The sequence below is a fragment of the Desulforhabdus sp. TSK genome, assembly GCF_022836495.1.
GTDB lineage: Bacteria > Desulfobacterota > Syntrophobacteria > Syntrophobacterales > Syntrophobacteraceae > Desulforhabdus.
Map to the genome: position 1 here is coordinate 59,049 of NZ_BQXM01000016.1, position 12,772 is coordinate 71,820.

Sequence of the window (12,772 nt, forward strand, 5' to 3'; positions counted from 1 at the left end):
GATCGGACGGATATTGCTCGGAAAAGTGGAATGGGGTGCCGGTGGATCGTCGGCATCCGTTTTGCTTTTTCCTTTATGAAGGAAAGTGCAAACATGACGGGAACCGATGCACTGTTTTTGCAGGAAATTCGGGATGAATTGACTGAAGTACTCAAACCTTACCAAAAGCAGCTGGCCCAGCGGCAGCGCATGGCGGAATTCTTGACTGCGTGTATTCGCTGCGCGGACCGAGATGATTTCATTCAGCTCGATGAACTGCTTCAGACCAAAATTGCAGGAGACATAGAGAAAGAAGAAGAGCTGGGCGGCTGTGTCGCGCTCCTGGCCCGACTGAAAAGCTATGCCGACGAAAAGGTGGAGCGATACCGTTTGAATCTCATTGAAGATCTGGCGGCGCGCGCCGAAGAAGCCGGCCTCCCCCTCGAAATAGACTTTCCCCGCTTCAGTTCTTTGAAGGGCATCGAAGGAACGATCGATTTCGCCAAAAGGAGCACCCTGATCAACAAGAAGGCGATCAAATCCATTGATCCCAAGCGGATCATTTCAGCGATTCTCAGGGTCAAGCGGGAACTTTACGACCGGCCGTATGACGCACAAGCCTTTATCGACGGTCTGTACCAGACCTACTCCGAGATACTCAAAAAAGACGGCCTGTCTCCAGGGAATCCCGTCCCCATTCAGCGGTTTTATTTCGAGCTTGTCATGTCCCTTCAGAGCAAAGTGTTTTTCCAGGACATGGACAAAGGGAAGTTTCGCGGCTACACCTTGGACCAATTTGCCGTCGATATCTGGCGCTATTTTCAGGCCGGCACGGGAGGGACATCCAAGGGATACGCCCTGCAACTGAGGCCGGGCAGAAACAACTCTCTGTGGCTGATCGACAGCGACGGCGAAAAGCGCCAGATCACCGGCATTTCCTTTCAAAAGGCTGAGCCATGATTCCCAAAGATCAGCTGGATGCGTTGAAGCCCTTCCAGGCGAGGGCCATTATCGAGGAGCTCCGCAAAGGGAGTGTCCCGATGGATTACGTTCCTTTCTTCACTGTGGGGAGGGAAAACTGGCTGACATTCATCGAAGACGACCTGGACCACTACATTGCCGAAGGCGGGGCCAAGGTACGCTTCATCAACGGGGACTATGGCGACGGAAAAACCCACTTCATGTCTGTTATCCGCCACATGGCCCTGGACAAGGGTTTTGCCGTTTCTTTCGTGGTTCTCTCCCGTGAAGTCCCCATGCAAAAGTTCGAAGTGGTTTACAGGGAAATCATACGACAACTGCGCGTGCCGGCGTACAATAACCCGAAGGACATTCTCCAGGGAATCCGAAGCCTCCTGGATGCCTGGGTTTCGAATTTCCATTCGGACGCACATTCAAACGAGTCCCCTGGACTCGAGAGCACCCTGCTGGAAAAGCTGCGAACGACGGACGAAAATATTCGCGCCCTTGCGGGCATGGAGACCAATTTTGCCAATGGACTGATGAGCCTGCTGGAAAACCGGTGGAAGCCCCTTCAGGAAGGGGAAACGGAAGAGGACCGCACCGGCGTCCGAGAGCTGCTTTACCAGTGGTTTGAGGGAGAAAAGGTCGCCAAAAAGGACCTCAAGCCCTTTCAAATTTTCGAATCACTGAACAAAACCAACAGCAAACGGCTCTTCAGCTCCCTCGTGGCCTTCCTGAGGTACCTCGGCTGCAAAGGCCTTATCCTGCTTCTGGATGAGCTGGAGAGCGTCATCACGCAGTCCACCTCCGTCCGCAACACCTCTTTCGAGAATGTCCGCCTCCTCATAGACAACACAGAGCAGGCGCAGCACCTGCACATTTTCTTTTCCATCATTCCCGACGTCCTCTTGTCGGAGAAAGGCTTCAAATCTTACGATGCCCTGTGGAGCCGGGTGCGCTCCATCGGGGAAGGCAAACGCCTCAACTACCGCAGCATTCTCATCGATCTGCACAAGACTCCCCTTGAAACGGCCGAGCTCATAGAACTGGGACTGATTTTGCGCCGGATTCACGAGATTTCCTATCGCTGGGATGCAAAAGAACTGGTGAAGGAATCGCTTCTGGAGCAGCTTTGCCTGTACCAGAAACAAATGGGACTCCTGAGCGAGGTCCGGCTTTTCATCAAGGGCGTCATCCGGGTCCTGGATATGGCCGAGCAGGGAGAAGCACCCGAAGAATCCTTGGATCTCAAGGAACAGATCCTTTCCAGCCGGCGCGAGGTTGAACAGGAGAAGATGGAACAACTTCAGCCCAAATGGGATGATTGATGCAGACCCCACCCCATCCCCTGGACACAAATCCACAGAAGGAAATCGAGGCGTTCCGGAATGCGCTGGAAAACGAGAAGGACTTCCAACTCCGTCGCGCCATGGAGCGGCTCCGTGAAGGACTCTTCGATCCCGTCGCCGTTCGGCTCCTGACGGCTCACGAAGATCGTCTGAAGGCGGAAACCGACCGGGCATTCCATGCCCTGGACGCAGGAGAGGCCCCCCACCTCTGTGTCGCGGGAGCCTACGGACAGGGTAAATCCCACAGCCTGGCTTACATTCAGGATCGGGCTCTGCGGGAAGGTTTTGTCACCAGTGCGGTCAATCTCGATCCACGGGAGCTCCCGTTTCACCGCTTCAGGGAGATCTATCGGGCGCTCATGGCCAATATCCAGTTTCCCGGCACCAATGCCCCATTCAACGTACAGTGGAAAAAGTGGGTGCAGCAGGAGACGGCCCGGAGCGAAAACCAATCGAGGAAACCGGAGGACTTTCTGCCCGAGGATATGCCCCCCCTCTATAGAGCGATCCTGGCGGCCATGGCCCAAAAGAATCTCACACTTTCGGAAAAGGAAAAGAGCCGGAAGAAGCACGCCGGGTTCCGCCCCTGGGAATTTTCCACGCTTTTGAATCGGGCGCTGGCGGGGGAAGCGGTTCCGACGCCTCGTTTAAAAAATGTCTTCAAATACCGTCAGGTTTCGTTTCACAAGGACACCGCGCTGAGCAAGGGCCGTCCGGAATATTTCATTCAGCTGACTCGATCCCTGGCGCGTCTCTTTCGGAGCATGGGCTACCGGGGCTGGGTCCTTCTCTTCGACGAGGGAGAATCCCTTGTGCAGGCAGGCATCCGCCTTCGCAGCAAGAACTACAGGGTGTTGCACCACTTCCTTGCGCCTCAATCCTTCGAATCTTCACCGTTCCTGTACCCTGTTTTTGCCTTTACCGAAGATTTTTTCCACCAGGTTCATCAGGAAGATTACACACGCGTGACGGTACGTGGTGCTTTGGAAGATCCCTGTTTTGACTTCGACTATGCCCGGGAATGGGAGCACTTGACGGTCTACCGACTGAGCGACCTGTCTCCCAAGGAATGGGAAGAGCTATGCCGAAAACTGATCATCCTCCACGGGAGGACTTACCGGTGGGAACCTTCGGAGCTGCCCATGATGCGGGAAATGACCCATCGCCTCCAAGCCCTGCGCAACCAGGAAACCCGCCTGAAGCTGAAAGCCCTCGTGGATTGCCTGGACGTGGGCTTTCAGGAGCAGCGGCTCGGACAGCAAGGGCTGGAGCCGGCTTGAAGGGCTCTTTCATCACAGGCAACCTTTGAGTTTTCCGCCAAATGGCGCCCAATGACCAGGAATTCGCATCCCCTCTGCTGCAGCTACCCAACACCTACCGTGCCTTTTACGGCGGCTTTCGCCACCTCCAGCCCCTGCAGAGCCAAGCGATCGCCCCCGTCCTGGCTGGTCGTGACCTGGTGCTGCAGTCGGCAACGGGCTCTGGAAAAACAGAGGCCGTTCTGGCCCCCTGCATCGAGGGTGTGATACGGTCGGGAGGCGCCGAATCCATCCTGTACATCGTTCCCACCCGTGCTCTGGCCATCGACCTGGAGCGGCGCCTCGCTTCCATACTGACTCAGCGCCTGGGGCTGCCGTTCGGCATCCGTACGGGCGACATCAAGCGGCACGGCGGCCGGCCCTGTCTGATGCTCACCACTCCCGAATCTCTCGATGTCCTCATGGGCAGCTCGAACCGGGATCTCCAGAGCTTTTTGCAGCGTGTGCGCCGGGTGATCATCGACGAAGTCCACCCCCTCGTAAACCAGTACAGGGGAAAGCAGCTGGTCTGCCTCCTGCGACGTCTCCAACGCCGCACCGGCCGGCCGGTACAAAAGATCGCCCTTTCAGCCACCATTTCGGACGTGAAGGGCATCATGGATTTTTTCAGGTTTCAACCCGATGCGGTACATCTCCTGAGCCCCGTGCAGCGGGAAATCGTTCCCCATCTCATCCACATCAAAAAAGAAGACGAGGAAATCACCGCTCTCCTGAACGATCTCCATGACGTCTACGAGTACCGGAAAATAATCCTGTTCGCCAACAGCCGTGGGAAGTGCGACCGGCTGTACTCCCTGCTCGCCGCGGAGGGACGCTTCGCCGGGGTCACGGAGCTGCACTATTCCAACCTCAAGCCCAGGGAGCGCCGGGGCGTCGAAGACCGGTTCCGCCGCCGCAGCCGCGCCCTCGTCATTGCCACCAGCACGCTCGAGCTGGGAATCGATATCGGGGACGTGGATGCCGTCATTCTTTTCGGCCCCCCCGATTCCGTATCGGCTTTTCTGCAGCGCATCGGACGTTCCAACCGCCGCGAGAGCAGCACTCATTTTTGGGGGATCTGCCGTGGGGAGCGGGCGGGGGCGGAGCTGCTCCGCTTTTTGGGGCTGCTGCGCCTGGCGAGGCGGGGAACCGTGGAAAAGCCCCTGCCCAACCGGTTCCCCAGCGTGATGGTGCAGCAGGTGCTCTCATGCCTCTACGAAAAGAAGCGCATTTCCCTGCCGGCCCTGCACGATCTTTTTCCGGAATGGGGAGAGCCCCTGGACATCCTTTTTGAATCCATGGAGAAACAGGGTTGGCTGCGGCGGGAGCCGCCCATCCATCGGAACGCCCCCGAGTCCGCGTCGGCGAGCACACCTCCCCTGGAAGCGAAGCATGCGTGCCTCTTCCATGGCGGATGGAGGTACCGAAATGCTCTCCTGGACCGGAGCATATGGAGCAACTTCCCCAAAGCCGAAGAAGACTACCTGTTGGAGCTGGGGGGAGACGCGGTAGCCGACCTGCCCCATTCCATCGTCCGTCAATTGGAACCGGGCGACCGCGTGCATCTGGCGGGAAAGCGCATCCAGATTGCCCAGATCGTCGACGAGGGCGAACGAAAGCGCGTCCTGGCCCAGCCCGCCGATCGGCTGGACGACAAGGAAATTTTGTGGCTCGGAGCCGGTTTCCAGGTGTCCTTCGAAGTGGCCCAATCCATCCGCACCCTTCTGAACGATTCGGAAGAAAGAACGGACACGGCGGCCGTCGGTCTCTTCGCTCGAGCCCGCCGGCTCCTCGACGAGGAGCTGGCACGGAACGACCGCAAGGTCCTGCTCGCAAACGGCATCGAAGTCGCGCGAGACCCCCGGGGACTCTATCGCTACCACACCTTTCTCGGTTCCCTGGGCAATCTCATCCTGCGCCACACCCTGGACCGGGATCTGGGCATGCTCCAGGACTTCTACGTCACTTCGGATGAGGTCGGCGTCACCTGTTCACACTGGATCGATTTCAAGCGTTTGTCCCTGCCCGGCAGCCAAAAAGACTATGAGGACTGGGTTCGAGATCACCTCAGGGCTCTCCTTGCCCTGATTCCCCTCAACTCCTTTTCCGAAGCCCTGCCCACCCTCCTCCTCGTGCAAGAGCTGACGGACTTTCTTTTCGATCCCCGCGTGGCCGATGCCTTCAACCGTTATCTGACCCATCCTTCGGAAATCGTATCCGGGGATCCGGCTTTTCTGAACCTGCCACAGGGTGAGGAGTTGGTCCGGCAACCCGTCATTTTGCAGACTTCGCTGTCGCCTCCACTGCTCGTGCGTGAAAAAGAACGATGGGCTGTTCACGGGAGCCGGCCACCCTGGGCGCTTTCCCCCGAAGCCCGACACCATCCGCGCCCTCTCACGGGAACGATAGTGAGCGAATACATGCGGCATGAACAGTGCCAACGCCGGCTCAGCTTCCACTTTCTTCCGCCCGACCTGCAGCCTCCACGGCGGGTCAGAGCCGATACAGACCTGGAATCCCTGAGAACCGAGCGCGGACTCCGACACGAAGCGCACGTTCTCGACCATCTGCGGCGCCACGGTGCAAGGCTGACGGCCATTGAAGAAACGAGCGGTTCCGGCAGTCCCCGCAAGCTGGGAGCCAGGTTCGAAGAAACCCGGGAGCGATTGGACCTGCTGTGTCGCACCATGCCCTGTGAAGCTCCCACCTATGTTGTGCACGGGGTGGTCATCGCCCCCGGCCTTCTCCGGTATTTTTTCCACGAGGAACTGGGCGGCTCCCTGGAAGGGCCCTCGGGACCCGAACGGACATTCGATTCACTGCTGGAGCAGATCGACGGCATCGGCATCCCGGACCTGATCCGCGCATCGGCAACTCCCTCCGGACTGGTGCTGGAAGTGGGAGACATCAAGGACAGCCCTCAGCCGCATTACAGCCAGAAGTGGCAGGTGGCGTTCTATGCGCTGCTGCTTGAAATCGCCCTCTTTTCAGGACAAAGCTCACTGTCTCCCACCCGTGTTTCCCATTCCGGTTTTCTTCTCACGCGCCCCAGTGAAAGCCTGGAAGGAGCAGAAATGCATCGTTTCCCTCTCGCTCCATACCGCGCGGCAATGCCCGCCCTGCTCCACAATGTCGCGGGGATCCTGCGGAAGACTCCCGACAAGGCGTCCTGGCTCCTTCAAGAGCATTGCACAGCCTGCCCCTACTTTGAAGCCTGCTATCGACAGGCCCTGCGTGAACAGGATATTCAATTCATTCCTCGCATGGGATACGGAACGCTCGAGAAAATGCGTCAACTCGGTCTGAACAGCATCGAGGAAACGGGAAGATGGTTCGAGAAAGGGATTTCTTGAAATGCCTAACACGACAACGAGACATTGTTGTCCTGCGTAAGGTGGGCTTTTGCCCACCAACCAATGCTTTCGGCCTAGAATGGTGGGCAAAGCCCACCCTACTCAAGAACTCTCGTTGTAATACTAAATATTATACTCCAAACGGATAAGATCGTGACTTATTGATGATCCTGTAGGAGCGGCTTCCAGCCGCGATGGAAATAGCTGGCTCCATCAGAATCGCGGCTGGAAGCCGCTCCTACAAAAGTCAAGATTTTACCCGTTCGCAGTATAATAAGAGCTTGCACAAAGGGTGAATATGGGAGACACATGTGACCAAGAGCTCCGCCTGGGAGGGCGGTATGCCCCGTTCGGCCCCCACCAGTGGGAAAGTCTCAAAGGGCGAATCGATGCTCTGCTTTCAAACGCAGTCAGTCTCCATACCACAAAGACACGCCTTTTCCCGGCAAATCTTTCCACCGCCTTTTTTGTGCATGTCCTCAAAGATCCCCTGTCGGCTGAGCCCAGGGTCCTGGGCTTCCGGGCCGTCCATGAGAGTGGGGAAACCGTCGATGGCGCCTGCTGGTCGATCCTCAATGCAGGTGAGTCGGCCAGCGTTCGAAACGCATTTTCAGACCGGCTCCTGACGGTCTGGGAAAGAGCCGTCCAAGGAGGCAAAGGCCCGCACCTGTTTCATTTCGGGGAATACACACGCCGGGAGCTCCACAAATGGGGAGAAGGAACGGGACCGCACAACCGCCTCGCGTTCCTCCGGGATACCGGTTCACTCCATTTTACCGACCTTCGCCGCCTGCTCCTCCAACACTTCCATTTGCCGGCTCCCGGCAGGTTGACGCTCTTTGCCCTCGCTCAACTGCTCGGCCTGATGCCTTCCGTTCCGGACAGCCAGGATGTGAGCGTTCTTCCTGGAGCTCCCGAGAGTCTCCTTCACCCGGACCTGGAGCCCTATTTTCCTCAGGATGAATGGGAACGGGATGCAACGCTGCGAAACCGGGCGGCCCAATCCATTCAAACGTTTCTGGCCCTTCAGGAAAGAATCTGGCAATGGACGAGACCCCATCTCCAAAGCGACTGGAAAAAGACGGAATGGGAAGCCGGACCAGCGGGAAATCGCTCAACCGGAATGCATTACCTCAATTTTCTCGAGGAGGAGCGCCGACTGAGGGAGGAGGACATTCTCAGTTTGCAGAAGTATTCTCTGCAGGAAAGAGTCGAGCGCTTTCGAGCCATGGGACCGTTGAGCTTTCACGGCACTCGCCTCGACCCGGAAGGTCGTTTCCTGTACGAATTTCAGATGGAGACCGAAAGCGGTCTCTCCAAATTCCGCGAAGGAGATTTCCTCAAACTGTCGCCTGTCGGTGCGCCGGACCTCCAGGCGGGGTTTCCGGTCATCCTGGCAGACTACCATCCACAAGACGGCAAGCTGTCCCTGCTTTCGCGCCAGGGACGCATGCCCTTGAATCGGAGATCGGCCTATTCGCTGGAAGAAGATTTGACGGACTGGAACCATCCGAAACTGATGCATGCTGTGAAGACGCTATTCTCCCCGCAGTCCTCCGGGGGGATGGGACATTCCCTCTCCAGGCTGCTCACAGGCAGCGCGGATGAGGAGCAGGATGGGGAAAGCCTTCGCTGGGTGAGAGACTGGATGACTCGCTTCGAGCCCGTCTCACGCCTCAACCCGGCGCAGCAGGCTGCTCTGGAGCTCCCGTTCAGGAAGCGAGTCGGTCTCATCCAGGGGCCGCCCGGCACCGGCAAGAGCTATCTTCTCGCCTGGATTGTCATCGCCCTCATCCTCCAGGCTCGGGATGCGGGAAGGCCCCTCCGCATCGCCGTATGCGCTCTGACCCACCAGGCCATCGACGGGGTTCTCCACAAGCTGGTGCAGCTGGTCAGCCGTCACCAAGTGGAAGGATTTCATGCCAAAGTCATGAAGTTCGGGCGTTGGGAAGCGGAAGAAACGGACGACGCAATGCATGGAGAAGGCCTCGACGGGCGCATCGTGGAACCCGGCATTCGCGTGGAGCCCCTGAACAGGTCTGAAGAGCTTTCACAATGCCGGCACCTCGTTCTGGGCTCCACCGGTTTCGGCCTCTACAATCTCCTGCAGGGTAAAATTGGAGAATTCCAGCCGTTTTTCGACTGGATCGTCTTTGACGAAGCCTCCCAGGTACTGGTTCCCCAGGCACTCCTGAGCCTCATCCACGGCAAAGGCAACGTTCTCTTTCTCGGGGACGCGAAGCAGCTGCCCCCCATTGTTCTTGGCCGCTATGAAAAGCCGGCGGCCCCGACAGTGAAGACGAGGCAGCATGACGATCTCGCGGAATTTTGTTTGGAACATTCCGAGCATGTTGGGGAGGAGAAATGCAAAGAAGTCCCCGGGGACGCATCTTCAGCCGCCCTGGGTTCCGAAGGCGCTTCAGCACGGTTTTCGCCGGATGTGTCCCAATCGATCCTGGGGTTTCTGCTGGAGCGTTACGGCCCGGAGCATCGCGTTCTGCTGGATCGGACGTATCGCATGAATGCCGAGCTTTGCGCCTTTCCAAGCCGCACGTGGTATGCCGGAGCGCTTCAAAGCGATCCCGGCAACGCCGCGTCTCGGCTGAGGTTGGATTTCCCAGCCGGCTCAACGCATCCCCTTGGGACTGAAGACCGCCCGGGAGACCTGATCCATCGCATCCTCGATCCTGAAAAGCCCGTCGTGCTCGTGCTGGCTGATCATCGTGGTCAGCATCAGCAGTCGGATAGGGAAGTCGAAATCATGACCCGGCTGGCTCACCGCCTGATGACAGTGCATGGAGTGAGTCCCGACCGCCTGGCACTGATTTCCCCCCACCGGGCACAAAACAACGCCATGACCTGCCGCCTGGTGAAGCTCCTGGGAGACGAGGGAATTTCCCTGCCCGTCATCGACACCGTGGAGCGACTTCAGGGAGCGGAACGGGATGTGGTTCTCTTTTCCATCACCACTTCCGATCCGGACCATGTCACCAGTGAATTCCTGAACAACCCCCATCGATTCAATGTGGCGATCACTCGCGCCCGGCATAAATTGATCGTAGTGGGGAGTAAAACTTTCTTCCTGGCGGTCCCTCAGAACGAGGAGGCGTTGACGGCCAACACCTGCTTCAAGCAATTCCTTCACTATTGCCTGGACAGGGAGAGCCTGGTCGTATGGAAAGACCCCCCAATTTGCGGCCCTACAAAATCTGGCTGAGGAACTTCCTGGCTCTCGGATGCCGGCAGTCCTGGAAGAAATGTTCCGGCGGGCCCGTCTCCAGGATCTGGCCCTGGTCCATAAACACCACCATGTCGGCGACTTCCCGCGCAAACCCCATTTCGTGGGTCACCACCACCATGGTCATTCCTTCACGGGCCAGATTGACCATCACATCCAGGACTTCACCGATCATTTCGGGGTCCAGGGCGGAAGTCGGCTCATCGAAGAGCATGATCTTGGGATTCATGGCCAGAGCCCGGGCAATGGCCACCCGCTGCTGCTGCCCTCCCGAAAGCCTTGCGGGATAGACTGCGGCCTTTTCCTCGATCCCGACCTTTTGTAAAAGCCGCCGTCCGTTGGCTTCGGCGGCCGCCCGTTCTATCTTCCGGAGCTTCATGGGAGCGAGAGTCAGATTCCCGAGAACTGTCTTGTGGGGGAAGAGGTTGAAGCGCTGGAAGACCATGCCGACTTCCATCCGGATCCGGTTGATATCATTCTTATCGTCCATGACGTCCAGCCCATCCACGATGATACGCCCCGAGTCGATCTCTTCCAGGCGGTTGATGGTCCGGAGCAGCGTGCTCTTCCCTGAACCGCTGGGGCCGATAATAACGACCTTCTCCCCCGGCCGCACCTGGAGGGAAACCTCGCTGAGGGCCTTCAACTGGCCGAAATACTTGTTGACATTTTCAATGGTGATGATGGGCTCAGGACTGGTCATAATAATTCAGCTTTTCTTCCAGGATGCTGACCATCTTGGAAAGGAGGAGCGTGATCAACAGGTAAACCAGGGCAATGACGGTATACGTTTCAAAATAGGTGAAGGTTTCCGAGGCAAACTCCCTGCCCCGGCGCAGCATGTCCGCCACGGCCAGGATGGAAACCAGGGAGGTGTCCTTCAGGAGGGCAATGAATTCATTCCCCACGGGGGGCAGGATTGTGCGCCATGCCTGAGGAAGAATCACGTAAAACATGGTCTGGGTGCGGTTGAACCCGAGGGAGCGGGCGGCTTCCATCTGCCCCTTGTCGATGGATTCGATCCCCGCACGGAATACCTCTCCCATGTACGCCCCGTAGCATAGAGACATGGCGATGATGGCCGCCACCATATCGGGCAGCCGCACGAAGCGGCCCAGGGCATAATAAATGTAGAAGAGCTGTACCAGGAGGGGGATGCCGCGCACGACTTCGACATAAGTCGATGCCACGGCGTTGATGAAAGGATTTTTGGAAATACGCCCCAGCCCCGTGAGGAGCCCCAGGAGCACCGCGAAAATGATGGCAAAAATGGTGACTTCGAAGGTGATGAGGATGCCGTCAGGCAAAAACTTGAGGATTTTCAGGTAGGGGTCCGGCTCGAAAACAACCAGGCAGAGGAGGATGATCAAGGCTCCCGCAAAGGAAATGCGCCAGGCGGAAAAGAGCCCGGCATCCTTTTTCCTCGGTATCGCCGCACCATCCGAAACATCAATGGTCTTCTTTTCCATGGGCTTTCCCGTGCATTTACACTGTGCGCGACTCCGTTCGCTTCAGGCGGAAAGGCCGGATCCTTTCCGCCTGAAGCCCCTGAATTCCTACTGCCCGATCCACTTGGCGCGGAGCTCCTTGTCGATGCCCTTGGCCTGCACCGCTTCGATCCCCTTGTTGATGAGATCGAGGACTTCCTTGTTTCCCTTCTTCACAGCGATGCCGTAGTATTCATCGCCCGTATCCAGTACGGCGGCGATTTTCAACCTGGCTGCATAATCCGCCTTCTGGAGGGCATACTGGGCCGCCGTGGGATCGTCACAGACAACGCCGTCGATGCGCCCGCTGAAGAGATCCTCCATGGCAAGGCCGATCTCGTCATAGGATTTGGCCGTAATGCCCTCGGTTTTTTTGATGGCGAAGTAGCCCGTCGTGCCGATCTGCCCCCCAACGGTCTTTCCCTTCAATTCTTCGAGGGTTTTCACCGTGGAGTCCTTGGAAACGACGAGCGCCTGCCGCACCTTGAAATAAGGAATGCCGAAATCCATCGCCTTTTTCCGCTCATCGGTGATGGTCACCGAGGAACAAACGGCATCATACTGCCCGGCATCCAGGCCGGCAAAGATCCCGTCCCATGCCACATTCTTGAAAACCACATCGAAACCGGCTTCCTTGGCCACGGCACGCACATAATCCGTGTCGAAGCCAATGATTTCCTTCTGTTCATTCATGAACTCCATGGGGGGCCAGGTAGCGTCCTGGGCCACCACGAGGGTTCGGGCCCAAGCCGGGGTCGCCAGCAGGATTGCCGCGAGAACTACCCATACACATCGTTTCATCATTGACTCGTCTCCTTGAGGATGGCTTTTTGAATAAGGCAACTTAAAGGCTTGAGAAAACTTCACTTCACCGGGAAGCGATCTACGCCGTGGCAGGGTAAAACGATATAAGCAGAGCGCGCAGATGATGTCAAGTTCGAAGGGAAGACAGCTCGCAAAGAGAGCTCAGTACAGCGTTCAAAGATCCGGCATCGAAAACAAGTTTCTTGCGAATCGCTCTTGAGCTTCCATACAACAGTGATTATCAAATCGAGATAGAATTGTCGGATGCAGGCGAAAACGAGAGCAAAAGACGGACCCACCC

8 protein-coding genes are annotated in these 12,772 nt (G+C 57.5%); 5 read left to right on the forward strand and 3 right to left on the reverse strand.

Going from position 1 to position 12,772, the window contains the following annotated elements:
- Nucleotides 1-93 precede the first annotated feature (93 nt).
- The 5 genes from MWC30_RS11210 (at nucleotide 94) to MWC30_RS11230 (ending at nucleotide 10,159) form a co-directional block, all read left to right on the forward strand.
- Complete coding sequence (locus MWC30_RS11210; protein WP_244084267.1) at nucleotides 94-939, forward strand: hypothetical protein; 846 nt, start codon at nucleotides 94-96, stop codon at nucleotides 937-939.
- The gene (locus MWC30_RS11215) at nucleotides 936-2,270 is read left to right on the forward strand and encodes a BREX system ATP-binding domain-containing protein (protein WP_244084268.1); all 1,335 of its coding nucleotides are present in this window, start codon (nucleotides 936-938) and stop codon (nucleotides 2,268-2,270) included. The genes MWC30_RS11210 and MWC30_RS11215 overlap by 4 nt, the downstream gene beginning before the upstream one ends.
- On the forward strand, nucleotides 2,270-3,571 hold the full coding sequence (locus tag MWC30_RS11220; protein WP_244084269.1) for a BREX system ATP-binding domain-containing protein: 1,302 nt from the start codon (nucleotides 2,270-2,272) through the stop codon (nucleotides 3,569-3,571). Before MWC30_RS11215 ends, MWC30_RS11220 begins: the two co-directional genes overlap by 1 nt.
- 41 nt (nucleotides 3,572-3,612) lie before the next feature.
- Nucleotides 3,613-6,942: a DEAD/DEAH box helicase gene (locus MWC30_RS11225; RefSeq protein WP_244084270.1), complete on the forward strand. Its 3,330-nt coding sequence runs from the start codon at nucleotides 3,613-3,615 to the stop codon at nucleotides 6,940-6,942.
- 298 nt (nucleotides 6,943-7,240) lie between these two features.
- Entirely contained in the window at nucleotides 7,241-10,159 is a 2,919-nt protein-coding gene (locus MWC30_RS11230) for a DEAD/DEAH box helicase (protein WP_244084271.1), read from the forward strand.
- On the opposite strand, the gene MWC30_RS11235 is transcribed toward MWC30_RS11230, so the two are convergent.
- From MWC30_RS11235 to MWC30_RS11245, 3 genes are all read right to left on the reverse strand, one after another.
- A complete protein-coding gene (locus MWC30_RS11235; RefSeq protein WP_244084272.1) occupies nucleotides 10,143-10,883 on the reverse strand; it encodes an amino acid ABC transporter ATP-binding protein in 741 nt (246 codons plus the stop codon). The two genes, MWC30_RS11230 and MWC30_RS11235, sit on opposite strands and share 17 nt — an antisense overlap.
- On the reverse strand, nucleotides 10,870-11,649 hold the full coding sequence (locus MWC30_RS11240; protein ID WP_244084273.1) for an amino acid ABC transporter permease: 780 nt from the start codon (nucleotides 11,647-11,649) through the stop codon (nucleotides 10,870-10,872). The genes MWC30_RS11235 and MWC30_RS11240 overlap by 14 nt, the downstream gene beginning before the upstream one ends.
- Nucleotides 11,650-11,736: 87 nt before the next feature.
- Entirely contained in the window at nucleotides 11,737-12,471 is a 735-nt protein-coding gene (locus MWC30_RS11245) for a basic amino acid ABC transporter substrate-binding protein (RefSeq protein ID WP_244084274.1), read from the reverse strand.
- Nucleotides 12,472-12,772 lie beyond the last annotated feature (301 nt).